The sequence below is a fragment of the Ornithinimicrobium sediminis genome (genome assembly GCF_021272345.1).
In the GTDB taxonomy this organism is placed as follows: domain Bacteria; phylum Actinomycetota; class Actinomycetes; order Actinomycetales; family Dermatophilaceae; genus Ornithinicoccus; species Ornithinicoccus sediminis_B.
On the sequence record NZ_JAJSDQ010000003.1, the window covers coordinates 57,383 to 81,160 of the forward strand.

The following is a 23,778-nucleotide window of genomic DNA, read 5'->3' on the forward strand; positions in this document are numbered from 1 at the left end:
ACGACGCTGACCGCATGAGCAACGAGCACGGACACGAGCACACGGACACCGACCCCGTCGAGGAGATCGCCGAGCGCCGCAGGCGCGCAGCGGACATCGGGACGACCGGTCGGGAGCGGGACTCGAGCTACACCGTCAACCCGGGCTTCGCGGCCCGGGAGGGCACCTCGGCCGACCCCGCCGAGGTGGAGGTGGACTACGTCGAGGAACCGGGGGTGGGAGGGGTCTCCCAGGATGCACAGGATGTGCACACCTCCTCCAGCCCCTCCGACGAGCCCCGGCCCTAGCGTGGTGACCTGAGCCGTTCGGCACAGACGCCGGTCACGTCCGCCTGAGCTCGCGGAGCCGGCGCACCACCGGCCAGGCCCCGTCAGCGGTGTTGGCGGCGATGCTCACGGTCAGCCCCTCGTCCGGGTCGTGCAGCGAGTGGAAGCTCACGCCGGCGTCGCAGCCCTCGAGCACCACCCCCGGCCCGTCCTGCTCGAGCCAGAAGCCCATGCCGTAGCGCATCTGCTCGTCCTCGACCAGGTGCCGTGGCGCCAGCATCAGCTCGACCACCTCGCGCGGCACGATGCGGCCGGCCATCAGGGCCTCCCAGAACACGGCGAGGTCGGGCAGCGTGGTGTAGATCCCACCGTCACCGTTGCCGCGGACGGGAAGGTGGAGCACGTTGCTGCGGTCGGAGTCCGCACCGAGGTAGCCGACCGCGGCGTCGCCCGGCAGCTCGTCCGCACGGAGGAAGGACGTGTCGTGCAGCCCGGCGGGCGCACAGACGCGGGTGTGGACGAGGTCGTGGAAGCCGATGCCGCCGGTCCGTTCCGCCACCAGGGCGAGCACGACGTAGCCGCCGTTGCAGTAGGCGAAACCGGCCCCGGGGGGCGACACCTGAGGGTGGCCCGACAGCTCGGTGAGGAAGGCCTCCGTGTCCGCCAGCAGGTGGACCGGCGAGCGGAGCACGTAGTCGGCGGCGTCCCAGCCGTCGGACTCGTCGAGGTAGTCGCCGATGCCGGAGGTGTGGCACAGCAGGTGCTCGACGGTCACGGCGTCGTCGACCAGCGGCAGGTCCGCACCGAGCACGGTGCGCACCCGGGTGTCCAGGCCGAGCACGCCGTCCTGCACCAGCGCCAGGACCGCCAGCGCGGTGAACGCCTTGCTGCCGCTGGCGGTCGCGAAGCGGGTGCCCGGCCTGTGGGGCACCCCGAGACCACGGTGCGCCAGACCGTAGCCGCGAGCCCATGGCTCCTCACCGGCCACGCGCACCCCGACCGCGCCGCTGAAGCCCGACCGGCGAGCCGTCTCGTCCAGGGCCTGTGCCAGTGCCTCCATGGCGTCACCGTAGCGCCGCGCCGGCAGCGCAGGCACCGGGTTTGCCGGCTCAGGCCCTCCCGGCCTCAGGACGAGGAGGCAGCCACCGCCGAGGCCGCGATCCCCGCCACCACCGCAGCCTGTGCATCGGCGATCGCCTTCCGCACCGCCTCCGAGGCCCAGTCACCCTCCCCGACCGCGCGCGCCCGTGCCTTGAGCTCGCGCCGGGACAGCCCTCCGGCTCCGGAGAAGAGCGTGGGCGTGGCATCCACCGCCTCGACCAGCGCCACGAGGCCGCCGGTGCGGCTGGTCGGTGCGCGGTGCCCCAGCAAGGTGGCCTCGAGCTCGCGCCGCACCTGCTCGACGGCGGCCGGGTCGGTCAGCCACCACGAGGTGCGGGGGAAGATCCCCAGCACCGTGTCGCGCTGCTCCTGCAGGTGCCCTTCGTGCTGCAGGGCGCGTCGGATGTCGTCCACCAGGTCCTTGCCGACACCTGGCAGCACCGACCTCGGCCGCTTGCCCGCCTTCGCGGCGAAGGCGACCAGCGCGCGGTCCAGGAGGGGGTGGCCGACGGGGCGGGTGTCGAGCACAGCCAGCCGGGAGCGGTCGTCCACCGTGACCCGGCGCAGCGCGGCGAGCTCCAGCAGGAGCGCCCCCGCGACACCGATGCGCAGGGAGTTGCTGCCGACCGGGGGCTTGCCGGCGGGCTCGGTCAGCAGCAGCACGAGCTCCTCCGCGACCACCATGGCCATGACGGTATGCCGTCGCGCCACCCCGCACATCCGTCGCGAGGATGATGCTCGGGCGGAGGGCCCCTCCTCTGGGAGGATGGCGCCATGGTCTCCCTCGCCGATCTCACACCTCCTCCTGCCCTCGGCGCCCTGGACGGTCGTTACCGCAGCGTCGTGGCGCCCCTGGTCGACCACCTCTCCGAGGCAGCCCTCAACCGGCAGCGGCTGCACGTGGAGATCGAGTGGCTCATCCACCTGACGGCGCACGGGGTCGTGCCGGGGGCCGGCGCGCTCAGCGACACCGAGCAGGACGAGCTGCGCTCGCTGATCGACGAGTTCGACGAGACAGCGGTCGCCGAGCTCGCCACCATCGAGGCCGAGACGGTGCACGATGTCAAGGCGGTGGAGTACTTCCTGCGCCGCCGCCTCGTCGACCGGCTCGACGGCCGCTCCGACCTCGCCGAGCTCGTGCACTTCGCCTGCACCTCCGAGGACATCAACAACCTCTCCTACGCGCTCATGGTCCGGGGGGCCGTGACCGAGGTGTGGCTCCCGCGGGCGCGCGCTCTCGTGGCCCAGGTGGGTGCGATGGCACGCGAGCTCGCCTCCACACCTCTGCTGGCGCACACCCACGGGCAGCCTGCCACCCCCACCACCATGGGCAAGGAGCTCGCCGTGCTCGCCTGGCGGCTGGAGCGCCAGGTCCGCCGCGTCGGGGACGCCGACTACCTCGGCAAGCTCAACGGGGCGACGGGCACCTACGGCGCGCATGTCGCCGCCGTGCCCGGGGTCGACTGGCAGCAGGTCAGCCGGCAGTTCGTCGAGGGCCTGGGCCTGACCTGGAACCCGCTGACCACGCAGATCGAGAGCCACGACTGGCAGGCCGAGGTCTACGCCGACATCGCCCGGTTCAACCGGGTGCTGCACAACCTGTGCACCGACGTGTGGTCCTACATCTCGCTGGGCTACTTCGCCCAGGTGCGCGGCCAGGGCACCGTGGGGTCCTCGACGATGCCGCACAAGGTCAACCCGATCCGCTTCGAGAACGCCGAGGCCAACCTCGAGGTCTCCAACGCCCTGCTCGACGTGCTGGCCTCGACGCTGGTGACCTCCCGGCTGCAGCGCGACCTCACCGACTCCTCCATGCAGCGCAACGTCGGGACCGCCCTGGGCCACTCCCTGCTCGCCGTCGACAACGCGGGCCGTGGCCTGGCCGGCCTCGACGCGGTGCCCGAGGCGATGGCCGCCGACCTCGACCGCAACTGGGAGGTGCTCGCCGAGCCGGTCCAGTCGGTGATGCGGGCCCTGGCGGCCCGGGGTGTGGAGGGCATGAGCAACCCGTACGAGCGGCTCAAGGAGCTCACCCGCGGGCGGCGCATCACCGGCGACGACCTGCGCGCGTTCGTCCGGAGGCTCGGCCTGCCTCCCGAGGAGGAGGAGCGCCTCGTCGCGCTGACCCCTGTCACGTATGTCGGGCTGGCACCGCAGCTGGTCGAGCACCTGCCCACCCGCGGCACCGGCGACGGCTCCGCGTCGTCATGACGGAGTCGCTGGCCACGGTCGTCCCCGGGCTCGCCGGACGTGGCGTGGTGTGGGCGGCGCAGTGGCAGGCACCCGCCATCACCGCAGCGCTGACCACCCGCGGATGGGGCCTGGCCCGGTGCTGGAGCGAGATCGGTGGCGGCGCGCGGGCCTCCCAGGCGGCGGTGGCCACGGCCCTGCGGCTCCCCGAGCCCGCGGGTCACAACCTGGACGCCTTCGCCGACCTCCTGCTCGACCTGCCGCGCCTGTGGCCCGACCACGACCGGATCGCGCTGCTGTGGCACGACGCCGACGTGCTCGAGGTGGTCGACCGGGCGGGCCACGACCGCCTGGTCGGCATCCTGCGGGAGGCGAGCGCCCGCCTGGCGGCCGTGGTGCCCGGGGGCGGGCCGGCGACGGTCTTCGAGACCGTGCTCTTCTCCCGGGAGGGCGAGGACCTGTGAGCCGTGCGTTCCCCACCTGGCTCGCAGGGCTGGTCGTCGCGCTGCTGGCCGGCGCGGTGCTCGTGGTCGGCGGCGGCTTCCTCGGCAGCGAGACCGAGCAGAGGACGGGCACCGCGACCACGCCCGCCACGGAGGCGACCGACACCGTCGACGACACGGAGGAGAGCGGCATACCGGCCTGCGACCCGGCCCTCCTGCCCGCGACCACGCAGGAGGTCGTCGAGGACGTCGAGGCCGGGGGGCCCTTCGAGCACCCGCGCCACGACGGCGGCCGGTTCGGCAACTACGAGGGGATCCTTCCGGACGAGGAGCTCGGCTACTACCGTGAGTACACGGTCGAGACGCCCGGCCTGGACCATCGCGGTGCCCGGCGCATCGTCACCGGCGGCGCGGACGCCGACGAGCCCGACGTGTGGTTCTACACGGACGACCACTACGAGAGCTTCTGCGAGCTCGACCCCGCGGCCTGACCTGACAGGAATACCCAAGGGGGGTATCATGTTGCCATGACTGTGAACGGGTACAGCGGCTCCCAGGAGGACTACCTCAAGCGCCTGGCGCGCATCGAGGGGCAGGTCCGCGGCATCGCCCGCATGGTGGAGAACGACACCTACTGCATCGACGTGCTGACCCAGGTCAGCGCCGCGACGAAGGCGCTGCAGGCGGTGAGCCTCGGTCTGCTCGAGGACCACATCGCCCACTGCGTCATCGACGCCGCCAAGGAGTCGGACGAGGCCGGGCAGGCCAAGGTCGTCGAGGCCTCGGCCGCCATCGCCCGTCTCGTCCGCAGCTGACCCCCCACCCACGACACCACACCACCAGGAGACCCCATGCAGACCACCACGATGACCGTCACCGGCATGACCTGCGGGCACTGCACCGCGTCGGTGACCGAGGAGCTCCAGGAGATCGACGGTGTGCAGGACGTCCGCATCGACCTCGTGGCCGGTGGCGACTCGCCGGTCGAGGTCGACTCCGAGGGCCCGCTGGACCCGGAGGCCGTCCGCGCCGCCGTGGCCGAGGCCGGCTACACCGTCAGCCTCTGACCCGCACCACCGCACCCCCCGCTCGATCCGAGGAGCCATGAGCACACCCACGCAGCAGTCCCAGCACGTCGACCTGGCCATCACCGGGATGACCTGTGCGTCGTGCTCGTCGCGCGTCGAGCGCAAGCTCAACAAGCTCGACGGGGTCGAGGCCAGCGTCAACCTCGCCACCGAGAAGGCCAGCGTCACGTATGCCGCGCCGCTCACCGTCGAGGACCTGCTGGCCACGGTCCAGGCCACCGGCTACGGCGCCGAGCCGGTCAGCGACCAGCCCTCGCAGAGCGAGCAGGGCCCCGACGAGCACGTGGGTGACGTCATCGGGGACCGTGCGCTGCTGCACCGGGCTGTCCTGGCCACCGTGCTGGGCGCCGTCGTCTTCCTGCTGGCCATGGTGCCGCCGGTGCGCGACGCCGCCGGCTCTGCCGGCCCCTGGCTCCAGTGGGCCCTCACCACCCCGATCTACCTGTGGGCGGCCTGGCCCTTCCACCGCGCCGCGGCGGTCAACGCCCGGCACCTGGCCTCCACCATGGACACGCTGGTCTCCATCGGCGTGAGCGCTGCCTACTGGTACTCCGTGGTCGCGGTCTTCACCGGCTTCACGCACCACCTCTACTTCGAGGTCGCCGCGATCGTCACCTCGTTCCTGCTCATCGGCCGCTACATCGAGGCACGCGCCAAGGCCTCCGGCAAGTCCGCCCTGACCGCGCTGCTGCACCTGGGCGCCAAGGACGTCGGTGTGCTGCGGCACGACCCGACCAGCGGCGCCTGGACCGAGCAGCGCATCCCGACCGACCAGCTCCGGCACGGTATGCGGTTCGTCGTGCGCCCGGGTGAGAAGGTCGCCACCGACGGCGTCGTCGTCGACGGCCAGAGCACCCTCGACACCTCGATGATCACCGGCGAGTCCATGCCGGTCGAGGTCGCCACCGGCGACGAGGTCACCGGCGCCACGGTCAACGGCCACGGCCGGCTGGTCGTGGAGGCGACCCGGGTGGGCAGCGAGACCACGCTGGCCCGCATCACCGCGCTCGTCGAGCAGGCGCAGACCGGCAAGGCCCCGGTGCAGCGCCTCGCCGACCGGGTGTCCTCGGTGTTCGTCCCCGTGGTGCTGCTCATCGCGCTGACCACCCTCGTGGTGTGGCTTCTGCTGGGTGCCAGCTTCGCCGAGGCGCTGGTGCCGACGGTGTCGGTGCTGATCATCGCGTGCCCGTGCGCCCTCGGGCTGGCGACGCCGACCGCCCTGCTCACCGGCACCGGCCGGGGCGCCGAGCTCGGTGTGCTCATCAAGGGCCCCCGCATCCTGGAGAGCACCCGGCGGGTCGACACCGTCGTGCTCGACAAGACCGGCACGGTGACCGTCGGTCAGCCGGTGCTGACGTCGGTGACCGTCGCCGGCCGGCTCTCCCGCGAGGCGGCCCTCACCGCCGCCGCAGCGGTCGAGGCGGGCAGCGAGCACCCCATCGCCCAGGCCGTGGTGACCGCGGCCACGGAGCAGGGCCTCACCGTGCCGGAGGTGCGTGACTTCACCAACCTGCCCGGCCAGGGCGCCCGCGGCTCCATCAAGGACACGGTCGTCACGGTCGGCCGGCCCGAGCTCTTCGACAGCGTGCCCGAGGAGCTCACCGCGGCGCTGCGCAGCGAGGGCAGCACCGTGCTGGTCGGCTGGGACGGGGTCGCCCAGGCGGCCCTGACCGTCGCCGACGAGGCCCGTCCCTCCAGCGCCGCGGCCGTCCAGCGGCTGCGCGACCTGGGCCTCACGCCCTACCTGCTCACCGGTGACAACGAGCACACCGCCCGCGCGGTCGCGGCCCAGGTCGGCATCGACGCCGACAAGGTGCGCGCCGGCGTCCTGCCCCAGGACAAGCACGCCGAGGTCGAGCGGCTGCAGGGCGAGGGCCGGGTCGTCGCCATGGTCGGCGATGGGGTCAACGACGCTGCCGCCCTGGCCCAGGCCGACCTCGGCATGGCCATGGGCTCGGGCACCGACGTGGCGATGGAGTCGGCCGACATCGTGCTGATGAGGCCCGACGTGGACACCGTCGCGAGTGCGATCGGCCTGTCCCGCCGGACGCTGCGGATCATCAAGCAGAACCTGCTGTGGGCCTTCAGCTACAACACCGCGGCGATCCCGCTGGCCGCCCTGGGCCTGCTCAACCCGATGATCGCCGGCGGTGCCATGGCGGCCTCCAGCATCATCGTGGTGCTCAACAGCCTGCGGCTGCGCGGCTACGAGCGCTGAGCCACGCGTCCTGTGACGGTGCGCGCCCTGCCCGGGTGCGTACCGTCGCCGTCTCCGCGGGCTACAGAGGCCAGATGCGCGGCACGAGGAGCAGGGCCACCACCAGCCAGACCAGCTGGATGGGCAGACCGAGCCGCCAGTAGTCGCCGAAGCCGTAGCCGCCGGGGTTCATCACCATGGTGTTGGCCGGGGTGGCGATCGGGGTGAGGAAGGCGGCGGCCGCGGCCACACAGACGAGCATGAGCACCGGCTCGACCGCCAGGCCGGCCTCCAGGGCGGAGGCGACGGCGATCGGGATCACGATCAGGGTGGTGGCCGCGTTGCTGATGACCTGGCTGAAGACCGCCGTGAGGGCGAACAGCACCGCGAGCAGCAGGGAGGGGTTGTCGACTCCCACCGCACCGATGATGCCCCCCGCGACGAGGTCGGCCGCGCCGCTGCTCTGGATGGCGGCCGACATGGGGATCAGCCCGCCGATGAGCACGATCGTCTGCCAGGAGACCGAGCGCAGGGCCTGCTCTGCGTCGACCACCCGGAAGAGCACCATGGCCGCGGCCGCCGCGAGCCCGGCGATCGCCGGCGGCACCAGCCCGAAGGTCAGCACCGCGATCATGGCGACCAGCACACCCACCGCGACCGGGGCCCGGCGGCCCATCGGCACCGCCTGGCGCCGCACCAGCCCCGGCTCGTCGACCATGAGCACCCGTCGGTTGTCCACGAGGTCGTCGATCGCCGTCCAGTCGCCCTGGAAGAGCACCGCGTCTCCCTCGGCCACGACCGTGCCGGTCGGGTCGGCGTCCCGACCCTGCCGGCGCAGGGCCAGCATCACCAGGCCGGTCGGCCGGAGCATCCCGGCGAAGACCGACTCCCCCACCAGCGTCGAGCCGGGCGGCACGACGACCTCGGCCAGCCCCTCGTGCTTGCCCAGCATGCGTGGGACGTCCTCGCGCGAGGCGTGGTAGGTCGTCTCCAGCCCGAAGTGCTCACCCAGGGAGGTCAGCACCGCACTGGGGCCTTCGAGGACCACGGTGTCGCCCTCGGCCAGCGGGCGGCTCGGCTCCAGAGGTGCGCTGCGCCCTGTCTGCACGCCGGTCAGCCGGGCGTCCCGGAAGCCGGAGAGGTCCCAGTCGCGCGGGGCTGTGCCGACCAGCGGCGACCCGTCCGGCACCTCGAAGCGGAACAGGTGGGTGTGCAGGCCGTAGCGCTCCACCATCGTGGCGGCATACCGGCTGAGGTCGGGCGGCGACGCCTGGTCGGCTCCCTTGGGCAGCAGGAACGGGCCGAGGGCGATGACCATGAGCACGGTGACCAGCAGCAGGGGCGCCCCGATCAGCGCGAACTCGAAGAAGCCGAACGGCTCACCGCCCTCACCCCGGATGGCCCCGTTGATGATGACGTTCACCGGAGAGCCGGTGAGGGCCAGCAGGGAGCCCGCGTGTGCCGCGAAGGCCAGCGGGATGAGCATCTGGGCGGGTGAGACCCCCAGACGCACCGCCACGACCACGACCATGGGCAGCAGTGCCGCGACCGACCCGTTGGGCGTGATCAGCGCGGTGAGCAGCGCCGACAGGATCATCACGGCCATCAGCACGCGGCCCTTGTTGCCCTCGGTCAGGCGCAGCACGGTCTGCCCGGCCCAGGTGGTCACACCGGTGGCGTCGATGCCCTCACCGACGACGAAGAGCGCGGCGATGAAGATGACCACCGGGTCGCCGAAGCCGCCGACGGCCGTCTGCAGGTCGACCAGGCCGGTGAGGAAGAGCGCGAGTGCGGCCAGCACCGCCACCAGCCCGACCGGCAGGCGGTTCCAGACGAAGAGCGCCGTGACGACGCCCAGGATCAGCAGACTGGTGGTCGCGTCGTCCATGCCCGAAGGCTATCGGTGCCGGTCAGACGGCTGGGGACTAGATGCGGACGGGCCCGTGCGCGGTCTCGAAGGTGACCCACTGCAGCGCCGGCGGCTCGTCGCCGAGGAACTCGAACTGCACGTCCTGCTCCCACTCGCGGGAGTCGTCGTCCAGCCCGAGCCACTCGCGCACCCGGTGGGAGTCGCCGGCGATGTAGAGGGTGGACAGCCTGACGTCGGAGTCGTCCAGGGTGGAGGGGTGGTGCTCCAGGGAGTCCCAGCGAAGGAAGAACGGCAGCTGCGGGTCGGCCATCAGCCCCTTGATGCCGATCTGCCGCCAGGTGAGGTCGACCCCTTCGGGGGTCACCCGGTGCCCGGGGGCGGCGTCACGGCCCAGCCGCTCCTCGATGGCGGTGAGGTCCTCACAGGCGACGACCCAGGCCATCCAGCCACCGCCGCGCTCCGACCGGGCACGCACGGCCTGGCCGAAGGGCACCTTGTCCGAAGCCGGGTGGTCGAGCACCTCGACGACCTCGACGTAGCGCTCGTCCGCGAGCGGCAGGACCATGTTGCGCGTGCCGAAGCGTGGATGCACACCGCCGTTGTGGGGGGTGACGCCCAGCTGGTGCGCCAGCCGCTGGGCAGTCGCGTCCATGCCCTCGGGTCCCGCTGCGTAGACCACGTGATCGATGCGCATGCCGTCATCGTGACACAGCGCACGTCCGGCCCCGACAGCACCCCTGCGCGGGAACCGGCGCCCGGTCAGGCCCGGGCCAGGCGCCGCTGCCGCACGGCCTCGTAGAGCACGATGGCCGCCGAGGTGGCGACGTTGAGCGAGTTGGCCCGACCGACCATGGGGATGCGCACGCGGTGCGTCGCGGCCGCCAGGACGCCGCCGGTGAGCCCGTCCTTCTCGGCCCCCACCGCGATGGCGACCGGCCCGGCATACGAGATGTCGGTGTGCTCGGTCTCGGTGTCCGGGGTCGCAGCGACCAGCGGTATGCGGTGCGCTGCCAGCCACTCCAGGGTCACCGCCGTGGGGTCGGCCGCCACCGGCACGGAGAAGACCGTGCCCTTGGAGGCCCGCACCAGGTTGGGGTTGCCCCAGTCGGTCACCGGGTCGGCGGCGAGCACGCCGTCGACCCCGGCAGCGTCGGCGGTGCGCAGCATGGCTCCCAGGTTGCCCGGCTTCTCGACCCCCTCACACACCAGCAGCAGCGCGTCGTCCGGCACGGTCAGGTCGGCACAGTGCCGGGAGACCGACGGCACGACCCCGAGGAAGCCGTCGGGGCCCTCGCGGTAGGCCGTCCGCTCGAAGGCCGCACGAGCGACCTGCACGACCTCGCCGCCGGTGTCGGCGACGTGCTCGAGGACCTGCTGCTGGGACGCCGGGTCGGCCATGAGCTCGGGGCAGACGTAGAGGGTGCGCGGCACCACCCCTGCCTCGAGCGCCAGGGACAGCTCCTCGTAGCCCTCTACCAGGGTGAGCCCCTCGGTCTCGCGGACCCGACGGCGGCGGAGCGCGCCGAGCGCCTTGAGCCGGGGGTTGGCCGGGGAGGTGATGACCAGGGGTGCGTTCACCGCACGCCGGCCCGCATCGTCGCCAGCACGTCCTCCAGCAGCAGCGCCAGACCGTCGTGCTCCACCGGGGCGGTGGTCTCGTCGGCTGCCTGGACGACCTCCGGCGGGGCCTGGCCCATCGCCACGCCGCGGGCCGCCCAGTGCAGCATCTCCAGGTCGTTGCGCTGGTCACCGACGGCCACGGTGTCCATCGGCTCGACACCCAGCAGCCGGCGCACCTGCTCCAGCGCAGAGGCCTTGGAGACCCCCTCGGGCGCGACGTCCAGCCAGGCGCTGAAGCCGATGGCGTAGTTGACCCCGTGCAGACCGATGCGCTCCACGGCCTCCTCGAAGTCGGCCGAGCTGCCGTTGACGTCACGGAAGGTCACGCGGGTCGCGGGATGGGACACGAGCTCCTCGTCGCTCACCACCCGCTGCTCTCCCTGGAGCTCGAGCTCGGGGAAGAGGCGGCTGACCTTGAAGCCCACCCCCACCTCCTCCACGGCGATGAGCGCGTCCGGGAGCACCTGCCGCAGGGTCTCCACCGCCGGGCGCGGGTCGAAGGTGACCACCTCGTGCAGCCGGTAGCCCTGCGCCTCGGCGGAGTCGAGCACGATCGTGACCGCCCCGTTGGAGCACACGGCATACGTGCCGTCGACCGTCAGACCCAGGGCCTGCAGGACCGGCAGGGTCGCGACCACCGACCGGCCGGTCGCGATCATCACGTGCGCGTCGGTGGCGGCCAGGTCGCGCACGGACTGCTGGACACGGTCCGACAGATGCCCGTCGTGGTGCAGGATCGTGCCGTCCACGTCGAGGGCGACCAGGGGGCTGCCCATGAAGGACCGAGCGTTGACATCCACACCGCCAAGCCTAGTTGTCACTCGCCGAGGGACAGCGCCTGCCTGAAGGTGATCCTGCCCTGCGTCTGCAGCAGCGCCCGCCGGTAGAGACGGGCCCCGAAGCGCACGGTCATCCAGCAGAAGGCCAGCGTGACCGCCAGGGACAGCACCGGCTCCCACCACAGCGCCTCCCCCTCGAGCAGCCGGATCGGCATGAGGAAGGTCGACATGACGGGCACGTAGGAGCCGACGACGCTCCACGTGCCGTCCAGGCCCTGGGCGACGATGTACACCACGACCAGCCCGAGGGTCAGCGGCATGGTGGTCGTCTGCAGGTCCTCCGAGCGCGAGGCCATCGCCCCCGCGGCCGCCCAGATGCAGGCCAGCGCGATGAACCCGGCCACGAAGAAGGGCAGGTACCACAGCAGCGGCTCGGCCAGCATCGGCAGGAACGCGTCGTAGGCGGTGAAGCTGAGGCCCACCAGGCCGACGGCCACGAGCAGCACCATCTGCCCCAGCGCCAGGGCCGTGTTGCCGAGCACCTTCCCGGCCAACAGCTGGCGGACCGGGATGGCGGCCGTGAGGATCTCCACGATGCGCGACTGCTTCTCCTCCACGACGCTCTGCGCGATGCTCAGCCCGAAGAGCAGCGACGCGACGTAGAAGAGCATCCCGAAGAGCAGCCCGGCCACGAAGACCACCAGCTCGCCCTCGCTGTCGTCGGCCGAGGCGTAGTCCACGAAGGCCACCTCGGTGCCGGCCATGAGCTCGCCGAGGGTCGTGCCCGCCGCGGCGGCGTTGTCGGTCATGACCTGGCCGCGGACGGCCTCCTGCAGGGCCCCGGCGAGGCTCGCCGGCGGGTCGCCGTCGGCACCGACGGTCCAGGTGCCGCCCTCCCGGGTGAGCACGACGTCGGCCTCCTCGGCGGCGACCAGCTCGCGCCCGGCCGCCTCGTCCTCGACCTGCACGGCCGTCACGGTGGCCTCCTCGGTCGAGCCGCCGAACGGGTCGGCGCCCATCGAGGCCCCGGCCTGCTCGACGACGGCGACCGCGTCGGGGTCGGTGACCGCCACGCGGTACTCCGGGGCGGAGCTGAGGTTGAAGAAGAACGCCTGGATGCCGAAGATCGCCGCGATCAGCCCCACGGTGAACAGGGTCGACAGCAGGAAGTTGCGGTCGGTCAGCTTCACCCGGATCTCGCGACCGGCGACCAGCGTCCAGGGGCGGGCCGGGGGCTCGGTGCCCTCGGTCGCACCGGCCTGCGGGTCGGTCTGCTGGTGCCGTGCCGTCGTGGTGCTCACGCCGCGACCTCCCGGTAGATCTCGCTCAGCGTGGGGACGATCCGGGAGAAGTCGTGCACCGGGCCGCGGCGCACCGCCTCCCCGAGCAGGAGCTGGGCGGCCTGCTCGTCCTCGGGCTGGACCACGGCGGTGCTGCCGTCGACGTCCAGCACCTGCAGCCCCGGCATACCGCGCACCCACCCCGCGTCGCCGCCGAGGCTGACCCGGTAGCGCAGCGGGCCGGTGGAGCGCAGCGACGCGGACGTCCCGTTCGCGACGACGCGGCCACGGTGGAGCACGACGATGGAGTCACAGAGCCGGTCGACCAGGTCCAGCTGGTGCGAGCTGAAGAGCACCGGCACACCGGTGGCCGTGTGCTCGCGCAGCAGCTGGGACATCTGGTCCACCGCGGCGGGGTCGAGCCCGGAGAACGGCTCGTCCAGGATGAGCGCGACCGGGTGGCCCAGCACGGCGGCGATGATCTGGCCACGCTGCTGGTTGCCGAGGGAGAGGGTCTCGACCTTGGCGCGAAGGCGGTCGCCCAGGCCGAACCGCTCGAGCAGCTCGGTGGCCCTGCGCTGTGCGCCCGCGGCCGACATCCCGTGCAGCCGGCCGAGGTAGACGAGCTGGTCGAGGACGGGCTGCTTGGGGTAGAGGCCCCGCTCCTCCGGCATGTAGCCGAAGCGTGAGCACAGGTCGGTGGTCACCGGCTCGCCGTCCCAGCGGACCTCCCCGCCGTCCTTGGCCAGCAGCTTCATGACCATCCGCATCGTGGTCGTCTTGCCGGCGCCGTTGCCGCCGACGAAGCCGACCATCTGGCCGTCCGGCACGTCGAAGCTGACCTCGTCGACGGCCGTGATGTCGCCGAACCGCCGGGTCACCGCGTCCACCTGCAGCATGTCCACTCCCTCGTCCACCGCACGGCCCGTGGTCGGGCCACGCTGCCGACGCTACGCACCCGGCGTCCTGCGCACATCGGCCGGGAGGGGGAAGCCCGCTCATCCCCAGGTCGCAGCCGGAGCCGACCTAGGCCCCGGGGCGCGCCAGCCCGGCCTCGAACGCCACGATCACGGCCTGCACCCGGTCACGCACGCCCAGCTTGGCGAGCACGTTGGAGACGTGGGTCTTGACCGTGGCCTCGCTGACCCACAGGTCCGCGGCGATCTCGGCGTTGGACAGGCCCCGGGCCAGCCGCACGAGGACGTCGCGCTCGCGGTCGGTGAGCTGGGTCAGGGCCTCGGTGGCCTGCGGCGGCCCCGGGGTCACGGCGGGCTCGGTCAGCCGCGGGCCGCCGTCGGCGTCCACCCGGCCGGTCATCCGGCTGATGACCCGCCGGGTCACCTCCGGCGCCAGCAGCGCGTGCCCCCCGGCGACGGCGCGGATGGCGTCGAGGAGGTCCTCGGTGTCGGCGTTCTTGAGCAGGAAACCGCTCGCGCCCGCCCGGAGCGCGTCGAAGAGGTAGTCGTCACGGTCGAAGGTCGTGAGGATGACGACACGCGCGTCGGACTCCGCGACCACGACGCGGGTGGCCTCGATGCCGTCCAGCACCGGCATCTGCACGTCCATGAGCACGACGTCGGGCCGGTGCTGCCGCACCCCTTCGATCGCCTGCCGGCCGTCGGTGACCTGACCGACGACCTCGATGTCCTCCTCGGTCGAGAGGATGAGCGCGAAGCCCGAGAGCAGGAGGGGCTGGTCGTCGACGAGCAGCACGCGCACCGGCCTCACCGGACGGCTGCCTCGTCGGTGACACCGGACGGTGCGGGGGCGACCGGTGCCGGGGCCCCGCTGCCGGAGCCCCCACGAGCGCCGGTCCGGTCCCGGGGGACGCCTTCCAGGGGGAACCACACCCGCACGCGGTAGCCGCGCTCGGCCCGTGGGCCGACCTCGACGCCCCCGCCGAGGTGGTGCGCACGCTCCCGCATCCCGACGTGACCGAGGCCGGTGCCGGAGGTGCCGACGCGTGGCGCCCCGTCGTCGAGGACCTCCACCTCGACGACCCCGCCCTTGTCCTGTCCCTCGTGGTCCCGGCTGCTGCGGCCCGTTCCTCCACCGTCGTCGCCCCCCGCGCCGGCGACGACCCGGACGGTCACCGAGGCGTGCCGGGCGGTGGAGTGCCGGCGCATGTTGGCCAGCGCCTCCTGCACGACGCGGTAGACGGACAGCTGCACCGGTCCGGGCACCTGCGCACTGAGCCCGGGGGTGGACTCGACCAGCGTGTGCCGCACCTCGCACATCGGCGTGCCCGCCTGGTCGACAAGCACCGGCAGGTCGCCCAGCCCCGGCTGTGGGAGCCGGTCACCGGCCACCGCGCCCGGAGAGCCGTCGGCCTCGGCCTCTCCGCTGCGCAGCGTGCCGAGGAGGTCGCGCATCTGTCCGACCGCGTCGCGGGAGGAGCGCTCGACCGCGCTGAGGGCCTCGGCCGCTGCCTCGGGGTGGGTGGTGAGCACGCGACGGGCGGCGGCGGCCTGGACGCCCATGACCGAGACATGGTGGGCGACGACGTCGTGGAGCTCGCGGGCGATGCGAAGGCGTTCGTCGACGACCGCCTGGTCTCGCAGCCGCGCACTCTGCGCCCGGATCGTGTCGGCCTGGGCGACGACCTGGGCGGTCCGGTGAGCGCCACGCCAGGCGACCTGCCCGAGCACGATGGCACCGACGAAGTAGACGAGGTTCGTGAGCAGCACCCACATCACGGCGGCAGCCACCGGGGGGATCAGCCCCTGCGACTGGGGTGCCTCCTCTCCGAGGATCGCCTGCACCCCGGAGGCCAGCGCCAGGAACCACGCCACCCACAGGAACATGGCGGCCATGATGGCCAGCACGACGTAGGGCACGGCTCGGCGTTCCCGCGCCCAGGCGACGCCGGAGTAGATCGCGAAGAAGTAGAGCACCTGCATCGGCAGCGAGGCGACCGCCAGAGGGACGACACTGCCCAGGACGAGGAGGTGGGCGGACGCACCGGCCGCGACGGACAGCGGGTGGGACCGGCGGAAGACCAGCAGGACGGCCGCGCTGACGACAGCGGCGTACTGCACCGGGCGGTCGCCACCACCACCCCCGTCGAGGCCGCCCAGCCCGCCCATCGACAGCATCACCTCGAGCCCGAGGACACCCAGCACGAGGAAGGCCACCGTGATCCATACGTCCACCCGGCGCTGGGCGGGGGTGGGTCCGGGACGCCGCCACTCCTCCTCGGCCCCCATGAGTCGCTCGAACGCCTGCACCGGTCCAGGGTATGCGGCGCCGGCCTGCCCACTCCTCCCCCGTACGACGGAGATCGAGGTCTACGCTGCGAGGACCAGGGCACCGAGGGATCAGGAGACGTTCATGGCACTCACCGTCACCATCGTCGGAGCCGGGCGGGTCGGGTTGGCCCTCGGCACCAACCTGGTCCGGCTGGGGCACACCGTGCGGTATGCCGTGCGTTCCAGCCGGGAGCACAGGCTGCCGGCGGGCACCGAGAGCGTCCCCGTCTCCGGGGCGTCCGAGGACGCCGACCTCACCATCCTCGCGGTGCCGCTGAGCGCGGTGGGGGAGATGGTGCAGGCGCTACGGATGCCGCCCGGTGCGATCGTCGTCGACGCGACCAACCCGTTCGGCCAGCACCTGCCCGACGGCGTCCCGAGCGCAGCGCGGCTCATCGAGTCCCAGGCCGGCGACGTGCGGGTGGTGAAGGCGTTCAACATCCTGGGCTCCGAGCACATGACCGACCCTGGCCTGCCCGGTGGCCGCAAGCCGCTGCTACCGGTGGCCGCCGACGACGACCTGGCCCGGGCCAAGGTGGTGGGCCTGGCCCGGGACATGGGCTTCGACGCCGTCGAGGTCGGCGGCCTGGACAACGCGTCGGTCCTGGAGGAGGTGGCGCGCTTCTGGGGACTGCTCGCCTTCACCGGCGGCCGTGGCCGGGATGTCGTCCTGGTCGCCGAGCAGCGCAGCTGAGCCCAGGGCGCAGTGACGTCCACACCTGGGGGCAGCACAGCAGAGGCGCCGCGGGGGGGAGCGTCACGGGGCTGTCTCGGTGGTCCACTCCGGCCCCTGCACCCGACTGGTGCTGTAGCGGCCCGACCACCATCGCGGCGCTACACGGGCCCGGTGCACACGCCGATGCGCCGGAAACCTCCTGCCCGCCGCGTCCCGGGCCGTGAACTCCGTCCTCGGGAACTGTTCGGAGCGCACCAGCTCGGCCGGTGCCTCCCCGACGGGAGACAGGGGGTCCACATGCACCAGGGCGAGCCGGTAGCCCGTGTCCTCCAGTGCCCTGGCCAGCGCGTGGAGCGTGAGCTCCCCGGCCCGCTTCTCCAGCCGCCACTGGTGGCTCTTGCTCCACCCCCGCCAGTCGGCATACTCCCGCTGCGAGCGCTGCGTCTCCCAGCGGTGCATCCTCATCGCCACGCCGACGGCAGCCTCCAGGTCGAGCGACTCCCTGCCCTGGACCAGCTCACGCGCGTACGTAGGGCGCGTCGGTCCCCTCCCGCGGACCACGGGGACACGGGTGCCTCTGCCCGCAGCCGTCCGCCCCCTGTCCACAGTGCGACCACGGACACCGGTGCGGCCGTCTGCTCCGGTGGGAGCGGCTGCCGCTGTCCCGTCTGCTGAGGATGTCGCCATACCTCAGCCTCGGGCCCATGGTCATCGCCGCACCGGCCTCACGTCATCCTGTGGACGGCCCGGATGGTGGGACCGGGGCTGGGGACGGCGTGCACCGCCCCGCGCCGCCGAGGCTCGTCCTCCCCGGACCGGGGCGCCTGTGGAGCCGAAAGGCCGGCACTGCGCGGCTGCTGCACACCTGCCCCGAGCCATGGGGCAGGTGCCCCGCCGACCGGGGCAGACGTGCAGCAGCCGCACGATCACCCTGGTCGGGCCGCGCACAGCGAGGGTCGACGTCACGAAGCAGGCTCAGCCCCGACGCGACGCGGACGCAGCCTCAGACGGCTGCGACCGGACGCAGGACGTCCTCACCGACATAGGGACGCAGGGCCTGCGGCACGAGCACCGAGCCGTCGGCCTGCTGGTGGTTCTCCAGCAGCGCCACGACCCACCGCGTCGTCGCCAGGGTGCCGTTCAGCGTGGCCACGGCCCGGGTGCCCGAGCCCAGCGGGTCGCGCTCGCGGGTGCCCAGGCGTCGGGCCTGGAAGGTCGTGCAGTTGGACGTCGAGGTGAGCTCGCGGTGCCGGCCCTGGGTGGGGACCCACGCCTCGCAGTCGTACTTCCGGGCTGCCGGGCCGCCCAGGTCGCCGGCGGCCGTGTCGATGATGCGGTAGGGCACCTCCATGGCGTCGAGCATCTCGCGCTCCAGCTGCAGCATGCGTGCGTGCTCGGCGGGCGCGTCCTCGACGCGCACGTAGGCGAACATCTCGACCTTCTGGAACTGGTGCACCCGGATCACGCCGCGGGTGTCCTTGCCGTGGCTGCCTGCCTCGCGGCGGTAGCACGTCGACAACGCCGTGTACCGCTTCGGCCCCTCGGACAGGTCGAGGATCTCCCCGGCGTGGAAGCCGGCGAGCGCCACCTCGGACGTGCCGGTGAGGTAGAGGTCGTCTGCCTCCAGCCGGTAGACCTCGTCGGCGTGGGCGTCCAGGAAGCCCGCACCGGCCATCGTCTCGGGGGTCACCAGGGTCGGCACCGCGAGCTGCTGGAAGCCCGCCTCGTAGGCACGCTCGAGGGCCATACGCATCAGCGCGAACTCCAGCCGGGCACCCACACCCACCAGGTAGTAGAAACGTGAGCCCGACACCTTGGCGCCCCGGCCCATGTCGATGGCGCCGAGCAGGGTGCCGAGCTCGAGGTGGTCCCGCGGCTCGAACCCCTCCGCGGCGAAGTCCCGCGGGGCACCGTGCTCCTCCAGCACGACGTAGTCGTCCTCGCCGCCGGCCGGCACACCGTCGATGACGACGTTGCCGATCCGGCGCAGGGCGCCGTCGCGCTCCGACGCCGCGTCGGAGGCCATCCGCTCCAGCTCCTTGACGTGGGCAGCAGTCTCCTTGACCTGGTCGAGGAGCACCTGCTTGTCCTCGCCGGAGGCCTTCGCGACCCGCTTGCCGAAGGCCTTCTGCTCGGCCCGCAGGCGCTCGAAGTCGGACAGCGCCGTGCGGTGGCGGGCATCGGCCGTCAGCACGAGGTCCACGAGGGTCTCGTCCTCACCACGTGCGCGCTGGCTGGCGCGCACCCGGTCGGGCTCGTCACGAAGCATGCGGATGTCGATCACGCCCCAACTGTATGCCGGGTGGCCGGCCCGCAGGCCTCCCGGCAGTACGGTGCATGCATGACGAACGAGCCGAGCTGGCTGCTGATGGGGGTGGTGGTGGCCCTGAGCCTCGCCCTGCTGGGGGTGGTGGCAGCCCTCACCCTGTCCGAGGCCACGGCCATGGCCGACCTCCGCGAGACCAGGAGGTCCGCCAGGCGGGCACGCGGTCGGGCTCCTCGGTCGGCGTTCGGCGGTGCGCCCGAGACCGCGCTGCAGCGCGTCGCGGTCATCGTCAACCCGACCAAGTTCGACGACGTCGCCGCCGTCCGGCGCACGCTGACCCGGGTGTGCCGGGACAAGGGCTGGGACGAGCCGGTCTGGCTGGAGACGACGGCGGAGGACCCGGGCACCGGCCAGACGCGCGAGGCCCTGGAGGCCGGCGTCGACCTGGTCTGCCCGCTGGGGGGTGACGGCACCGTGCGCACCGTCGGGGCGGCACTCGCCGACACCGGGGTGCCGATGGGCCTGCTGCCGGGTGGCACCGGCAACCTCCTCGCACGCAACCTGTCGCTGCCCATCGACTCGGTGACCCGGGCCTTGGAGGTCGCCCTGACCGGACGCAACGTGCGCATCGACACCTGCAGGATGACGCTCACCCGACCCACCGAGGCACAGGTCGCCGAGCGGGTGCTCGACGAGGACGACCCCAGCCAGGCGGTCGAGGACTCCGACGTCATCGGCCACGTCGACCCCGAGACAGGCGAGGTCACACCGGTCACCGACGAGGAGGTCTTCCTGGTGATGGCCGGAGTGGGCTTCGACGCCGAGGTGATGGCCGGTGCCCCCGAGGACCTGAAGGCGCGGATGGGCTGGGCGGCCTACGTCGTCTCGGCCGCACAGCACCTCAAGGGTCCCGAGTTCGTCGCCGACCTCCGGCTCGACGACGGCACGCAGGTCCGCCGCCGCGCGCGCAGCATCATCGTCGGCAACGTCGGCAAGCTGACCGGGGGTGTGACCCTGCTGCCCGCGGCGCGCTTCGACGACGGGGTCGTCGACACCGTCGTCATCGCGCCCAAGGGCGTCGTGGGGTGGGGGGCGGTCGCGGCCCAGGTCCTCACCCAGCAGCGCAAGGGGCACAAGCGGGTGGAGCACTTCTCCTCGGGCCGGGTGCGCATGGAGCTGTCCAAGCCGATCGAGGTTCAGGTGGACGGGGACACCCTGGGCACGGCCACGGAGCTCGACCTGGTGGTCAACCCCGGCAGTCTCATCGTGCGGCTGCCGCAGGGCTGACCCTGGCGGTCGCCCTCGGTGCTTCTCATGCCGGTCAGTCGGCCCGCCCGGACCGGGCGGCGTCGAGCGCGTGCCGTTCCTCCGGGCTCAGCGTGATCTCGCTGCCGCCTTTGACCACCCCCTTGGCGTAGGTGCGGCTCTCACCCCGAGCGTGGATCGAGCTGATCACCATCCCGTCACCCCTGTCGTCGACGACGGCGGCGCTGAAGGACATCTGGCCACCCATGTCGCCGAAGGCGTCGTAGCGCACCACCGCCACGTGCTGCAGCGTCTGGGCCAGCCCGTCGCGGAGCTCGGCGACCGCCCGCTCCACCTCGTCGGTCCGGGCGCTCTCCCCGTCGACGCGTCGTGACTGCCGGGCGAGCACGGTGGCGACATCGGCGGCCCCGTCACCCCACAGCACCTGGAAGCGCCGCAGCATCACGGCATACCGCCGACGCTGCACCAGCGCCATGACCAGGGCCACCAGCGCGACGAGCAGCGCCACGGCGGCAAGACCGATCGAGGCCAGGTCGGACGGGTCCACAGCCCCGAGCGTATGCGGTGGCACCCGCAGTGCGATGTCAGCCGGGCCGTCTAGGTTTGGGCCATGGACGGGACCAGGCGGCGGCAGGGGGCCCTGCTGCTGCTCACCCTGACCGTCCTCGCGCTGCTCACCGCTATGGTGCTGAGCGTGGTCCAGCGTCCCGCGCCGCCGACGGCCGTCCAGGCATCACGGGTCGTCGTGGTCGGTGTGCCGGGCCTGGCGTGGTCGCAGGTGGACGCCGAGATGCCGCATCTGGCTCGCTGGGCCGACAGCGGCGCCGCGGGCAACCTCGTGGTCCGTGGCGCGCGTCTGGTCACCTGTGACGCCGACGGGTGGCTGACGCTCGGTGCCGGCCAGCGCGCCGCGGCCGCCGGCCCCTCGGCCGAGGACCCCGAGGGGTGCTGGAGCGGGGTCGAGCCCGTGACCGGGGGGGACGCCCCGCCCGGTGGTGCGCTCGTGCCCGAGATGCAGGTGTGGCAGGAGGGTGCCGACGGCCGACCTCTCGACGCTCGCCTCGGCTCCCTGGCGCGGGCCGTGGGCAGCGAGCCGGGCCTCGACGAGAGCTGCGTGATGATGGCGCACGGACCTCTGGCCGCCCTCGGTGCGGCAGACGGGGAAGGGCAGGTCGCGGCCTACCGCGCGGGCACGCTCACCGAGTGGGCCGGCCCCTCCGGATGCCCGTTGGACCTCGTCGACACCGGCACCGCCACCGCGGCCGAGATCGACACGGCGCTGGCCCGCTGGGAGCCGCAGCTGCCGGAGGGCTCGCTGCTGGTCGTGGCCGGACTGTCCGACAGCCAGGTGGAAGGCCGTGCGGCGCTGCACCCCGTCGTGCTGCACACCGTCGGGAGCGACGAGACCCCCGGACTGCTGGTCTCGACGACGACGCGACAGCCGGGGCTCGTGCAGACGGCCGACCTGACGGCGACGCTCGTCGACGTCCTCGGGGCGCCCGTGCCCGACCACGTCGCCGGCCGGCCGGTGACGGTCCGTCCCGTGGAGGACGGCACGGTGGACCGGCTGCGCGACGTCGGTGCCGCGGCGACCGGGGTGAGCGTGGTGCAGGGCTGGGTGTCCGCCGCCGTGCTGGCCGGTCTGGTCGTGGTGCTGGGCGGGGTGCTCCTGGCCCTACGGCGCCGCCCGGCGTCCCGGTGGCGCACAGCCCTGGCCGTCACCGGCACGGCGGCCATGGCTGCCCCGGTGGCGGGCCACCTGTCGGCCCTGGTGCCGTGGTGGCGCGTCGGCCTGGGCGACCTGCCGGGCGAGCGCAGCTGGTGGGGCCCCGGCGTGGCGCTGTCCCTGGCCGTCCTCGCCCTCATCGCCCTGGTGCTCCTCGTGGCCTGGGGCGGCCCGTGGCGCCGGGACCCGCTCGGGCCGATCGCCGTCGTCGCGGCCGTCACCGTCGTGGCGCTCGGCGTCGACGTCATCGCCGGTGACGGCGACCACCTGTCCCTGACCTCCGTGGTGGGGGTCGCGCCCCTGCGGGCGGGGCGCTTCTACGGGATCGGCAACGTCGCCTTCGGCATCCTGTCCGCGGCCGGGCTGATCCTGGCCGGGTGCCTCGCCTCCTGGCTGCAGCCGCGACGGTGGGCCGCCGCCGCGGCCGTGCTCGTCACCGGCGGGAGCACCGCGGCCATCGGTGGGGTGCCGGTGTGGGGAGCCGACTTCGGCGGCATCCCCGCCATGGTGGCCTCCACCGCCGTGCTGGCACTCGCCGCGGCGGGTCTGCGGCTGACCGCCGCACGGGTGCTCCTCATCGGCCTCGCCGCGGTGCTCGTCTCGGCAACCGTGATGGTGCTCGACTGGGCGCGCGGGCCGCAGGCTCGCACGCACCTGGGCGACTTCGTCCAGTCGGCGCTCGACGGCGAGGCGCTGGGCATCGTGCTGCGCAAGCTCGACCAGAACGCCGGCATGCTCGTCGCCTACCCCGCGTCGTGGATCGCGGTCGTGCTGCTGGCGCTCATCCTCTGGGGCGTGGCCGACGCCGGCTCACCGCCCGGACGCGCGATGGCGCCGCTGTGGCGGGTGCCGATGGTGCGCTCCACGACCTGGGCGCTGCTGGTCTGCTGGCTCGTGGGCTGGGCGATGAACGACTCGGGCATCGCCATCGTGGGTCTCGGCATCACCGTGGCCGTCGGCGCGGCGATCTCGCTGGCTGCCCGGGTGACCGGCCCCGGGTGGGTCAGCGAGCCGACGACGACCCTGGTGCCCGGCGACGCAGGCGCGCCCCCCGCCGCCGCAGCGCGCGCCTGACGTCACGGTACTGCCGCGCGCGGTGCAGCTGAGCGCGCCAGTCACGCCCGGTCACCCGGTGCCGGAGGCTGCACGGCACCTCGAGCACCCGGCCGCGGGACCGCAGCACGTCGACGGTCAGGCCGACCTCGACCCCCCATCCCGGGGCCAGCGGCGTCGCTCCGTCGAAGGCCCGGCGACTGAGGCACCGCATGCCGCTGAGGGGCTGCACGGCCTCCCAGCCGGTGAGCTCCCGGATGCCGTCGCGGGCCAGCCTCACGACGAAGCCGAAGCCCCCGCCGGCGCGCTCCTGCGGCGGCAGGACGGCGATCGTCATGTCCGCCTCCCCTGCCAGCACCGGGTCGCAGAGCACCCCGAGAGATGCTGCGCTCGCCTCGAGGTCGGCGTCCACGAACAGCAGCGGTGCACCCGGGTGACGCGCGGCGGCGGCGTCGGCCCCCGTCTGCAGGGCAGCAGCCTTGCCGCGGTTGTGCGGGTGCACCCGCACCTCGGCCCCGGCCACGCGGGCGGCCTGCGCCGTGGTGTCGGTGCTGCCGTCGTCGACGACCACGACCGCCGTCACCTGCGGCACGAGCGACAGTGCGGCGAGGGTCGCGCCGAGCCGTTGCTCCTCGTCCTTGGCGGGCACCACGGCGACGACGCCGCGCTCCCCCGGGGAAGGACGCGGCGTCGACGGGCCGGGCACGGA

Annotated in this window: 24 protein-coding genes; 10 read left to right on the plus strand and 14 right to left on the minus strand. The window is 73.2% G+C overall.

Annotation, left to right across the window (positions count from 1 at the left end; genetic code table 11):
- Positions 1-14: 14 nt before the first annotated feature.
- Positions 15-287, plus strand: coding sequence for a hypothetical protein (locus LVO85_RS08060; RefSeq protein ID WP_232746909.1), 273 nt, complete (start codon positions 15-17; stop codon positions 285-287).
- 34 nt (positions 288-321) lie between these two features.
- Here LVO85_RS08060 and LVO85_RS08065 read toward each other — a convergent pair whose 3' ends face one another.
- A complete protein-coding gene (locus LVO85_RS08065; RefSeq protein WP_232746910.1) occupies positions 322-1,326 on the minus strand; it encodes a serine hydrolase domain-containing protein in 1,005 nt (334 codons plus the stop codon).
- Between the two features lie 65 nt (positions 1,327-1,391).
- The gene (locus tag LVO85_RS08070; protein WP_232746911.1) at positions 1,392-2,051 is read right to left on the minus strand and encodes a GOLPH3/VPS74 family protein; all 660 of its coding nucleotides are present in this window, start codon (positions 2,049-2,051) and stop codon (positions 1,392-1,394) included.
- Between the two features lie 90 nt (positions 2,052-2,141).
- On the opposite strand from LVO85_RS08070, the gene purB reads away from it, so the two are divergent.
- The 6 genes from purB to LVO85_RS08100 are packed head-to-tail and all read left to right on the plus strand — an operon-like array spanning position 2,142 to position 7,306.
- Positions 2,142-3,578: an adenylosuccinate lyase gene (gene purB / locus LVO85_RS08075; protein WP_232746912.1), complete on the plus strand. Its 1,437-nt coding sequence runs from the start codon at positions 2,142-2,144 to the stop codon at positions 3,576-3,578.
- On the plus strand, positions 3,575-4,021 hold the full coding sequence (locus LVO85_RS08080) for a barstar family protein (protein ID WP_232746913.1): 447 nt from the start codon (positions 3,575-3,577) through the stop codon (positions 4,019-4,021). The genes purB and LVO85_RS08080 overlap by 4 nt, the downstream gene beginning before the upstream one ends.
- A complete protein-coding gene (locus LVO85_RS08085) occupies positions 4,018-4,491 on the plus strand; it encodes a ribonuclease domain-containing protein (protein WP_232746914.1) in 474 nt (157 codons plus the stop codon). Before LVO85_RS08080 ends, LVO85_RS08085 begins: the two co-directional genes overlap by 4 nt.
- Positions 4,492-4,533: 42 nt before the next feature.
- Complete coding sequence (locus LVO85_RS08090; protein WP_332875426.1) at positions 4,534-4,815, plus strand: metal-sensitive transcriptional regulator; 282 nt, start codon at positions 4,534-4,536, stop codon at positions 4,813-4,815.
- A gap of 36 nt (positions 4,816-4,851) precedes the next feature.
- Positions 4,852-5,067: a heavy-metal-associated domain-containing protein gene (locus LVO85_RS08095; protein WP_232746916.1), complete on the plus strand. Its 216-nt coding sequence runs from the start codon at positions 4,852-4,854 to the stop codon at positions 5,065-5,067.
- 37 nt (positions 5,068-5,104) lie between these two features.
- Positions 5,105-7,306 carry a heavy metal translocating P-type ATPase gene (locus tag LVO85_RS08100; protein WP_232746917.1) on the plus strand — a complete coding sequence of 734 codons (2,202 nt, stop codon included), beginning with the start codon at positions 5,105-5,107 and terminating at the stop codon, positions 7,304-7,306.
- A 61-nt stretch (positions 7,307-7,367) separates the two neighbouring features.
- On the opposite strand, the gene LVO85_RS08105 is transcribed toward LVO85_RS08100, so the two are convergent.
- The 8 genes from LVO85_RS08105 to LVO85_RS08140 all read right to left on the minus strand — a co-directional run bounded on the left by LVO85_RS08105 (position 7,368) and on the right by LVO85_RS08140 (position 16,061).
- On the minus strand, positions 7,368-9,173 hold the full coding sequence (locus tag LVO85_RS08105; protein WP_232746918.1) for an SLC13 family permease: 1,806 nt from the start codon (positions 9,171-9,173) through the stop codon (positions 7,368-7,370).
- A gap of 37 nt (positions 9,174-9,210) precedes the next feature.
- On the minus strand, positions 9,211-9,849 hold the full coding sequence (locus LVO85_RS08110; protein WP_232746919.1) for a VOC family protein: 639 nt from the start codon (positions 9,847-9,849) through the stop codon (positions 9,211-9,213).
- A 65-nt stretch (positions 9,850-9,914) separates the two neighbouring features.
- On the minus strand, positions 9,915-10,733 hold the full coding sequence (locus LVO85_RS08115; RefSeq protein ID WP_232746920.1) for a TrmH family RNA methyltransferase: 819 nt from the start codon (positions 10,731-10,733) through the stop codon (positions 9,915-9,917).
- Positions 10,730-11,575, minus strand: a complete 846-nt coding sequence (locus LVO85_RS08120) for an HAD family hydrolase (RefSeq protein ID WP_408637682.1) — start codon at positions 11,573-11,575, stop codon at positions 10,730-10,732. The genes LVO85_RS08115 and LVO85_RS08120 overlap by 4 nt, the downstream gene beginning before the upstream one ends.
- 17 nt (positions 11,576-11,592) lie before the next feature.
- Positions 11,593-12,855, minus strand: a complete 1,263-nt coding sequence (locus LVO85_RS08125; RefSeq protein WP_232746921.1) for an ABC transporter permease — start codon at positions 12,853-12,855, stop codon at positions 11,593-11,595.
- Positions 12,852-13,733, minus strand: a complete 882-nt coding sequence (locus LVO85_RS08130; protein ID WP_232746922.1) for an ABC transporter ATP-binding protein — start codon at positions 13,731-13,733, stop codon at positions 12,852-12,854. Before LVO85_RS08130 ends, LVO85_RS08125 begins: the two co-directional genes overlap by 4 nt.
- A gap of 127 nt (positions 13,734-13,860) precedes the next feature.
- The gene (locus tag LVO85_RS08135) at positions 13,861-14,562 is read right to left on the minus strand and encodes a response regulator (RefSeq protein WP_232746923.1); all 702 of its coding nucleotides are present in this window, start codon (positions 14,560-14,562) and stop codon (positions 13,861-13,863) included.
- A complete protein-coding gene (locus LVO85_RS08140) occupies positions 14,559-16,061 on the minus strand; it encodes a sensor histidine kinase (RefSeq protein WP_232746924.1) in 1,503 nt (500 codons plus the stop codon). Before LVO85_RS08140 ends, LVO85_RS08135 begins: the two co-directional genes overlap by 4 nt.
- Before the next feature lie 103 nt (positions 16,062-16,164).
- Between LVO85_RS08140 and LVO85_RS08145 the strand changes: the two genes are divergently transcribed.
- Positions 16,165-16,776 (plus strand): NADPH-dependent F420 reductase, encoded by a 612-nt coding sequence (locus LVO85_RS08145; protein WP_232746925.1) that lies wholly within the window; start codon positions 16,165-16,167, stop codon positions 16,774-16,776.
- A gap of 63 nt (positions 16,777-16,839) precedes the next feature.
- Here LVO85_RS08145 and LVO85_RS08150 read toward each other — a convergent pair whose 3' ends face one another.
- Entirely contained in the window at positions 16,840-17,319 is a 480-nt protein-coding gene (locus tag LVO85_RS08150; RefSeq protein WP_232746926.1) for a hypothetical protein, read from the minus strand.
- A 442-nt stretch (positions 17,320-17,761) separates the two neighbouring features.
- Positions 17,762-19,042 (minus strand): serine--tRNA ligase, encoded by a 1,281-nt coding sequence (gene serS / locus LVO85_RS08155; RefSeq protein ID WP_232746927.1) that lies wholly within the window; start codon positions 19,040-19,042, stop codon positions 17,762-17,764.
- 57 nt (positions 19,043-19,099) lie between these two features.
- Between serS and LVO85_RS08160 the strand changes: the two genes are divergently transcribed.
- Positions 19,100-20,311 carry a diacylglycerol/lipid kinase family protein gene (locus tag LVO85_RS08160; RefSeq protein WP_232746928.1) on the plus strand — a complete coding sequence of 404 codons (1,212 nt, stop codon included), beginning with the start codon at positions 19,100-19,102 and terminating at the stop codon, positions 20,309-20,311.
- A gap of 34 nt (positions 20,312-20,345) precedes the next feature.
- Here LVO85_RS08160 and LVO85_RS08165 read toward each other — a convergent pair whose 3' ends face one another.
- Positions 20,346-20,837, minus strand: a complete 492-nt coding sequence (locus tag LVO85_RS08165; RefSeq protein ID WP_232746929.1) for a DUF4446 family protein — start codon at positions 20,835-20,837, stop codon at positions 20,346-20,348.
- 63 nt (positions 20,838-20,900) lie between these two features.
- On the opposite strand from LVO85_RS08165, the gene LVO85_RS08170 reads away from it, so the two are divergent.
- Positions 20,901-23,090: a hypothetical protein gene (locus LVO85_RS08170; protein WP_232746930.1), complete on the plus strand. Its 2,190-nt coding sequence runs from the start codon at positions 20,901-20,903 to the stop codon at positions 23,088-23,090.
- Here LVO85_RS08170 and LVO85_RS08175 read toward each other — a convergent pair.
- Positions 23,020-23,775: a glycosyltransferase family 2 protein gene (locus LVO85_RS08175; protein ID WP_232746931.1), complete on the minus strand. Its 756-nt coding sequence runs from the start codon at positions 23,773-23,775 to the stop codon at positions 23,020-23,022. The two genes, LVO85_RS08170 and LVO85_RS08175, sit on opposite strands and share 71 nt — an antisense overlap.
- Positions 23,776-23,778: the final 3 nt, after the last annotated feature.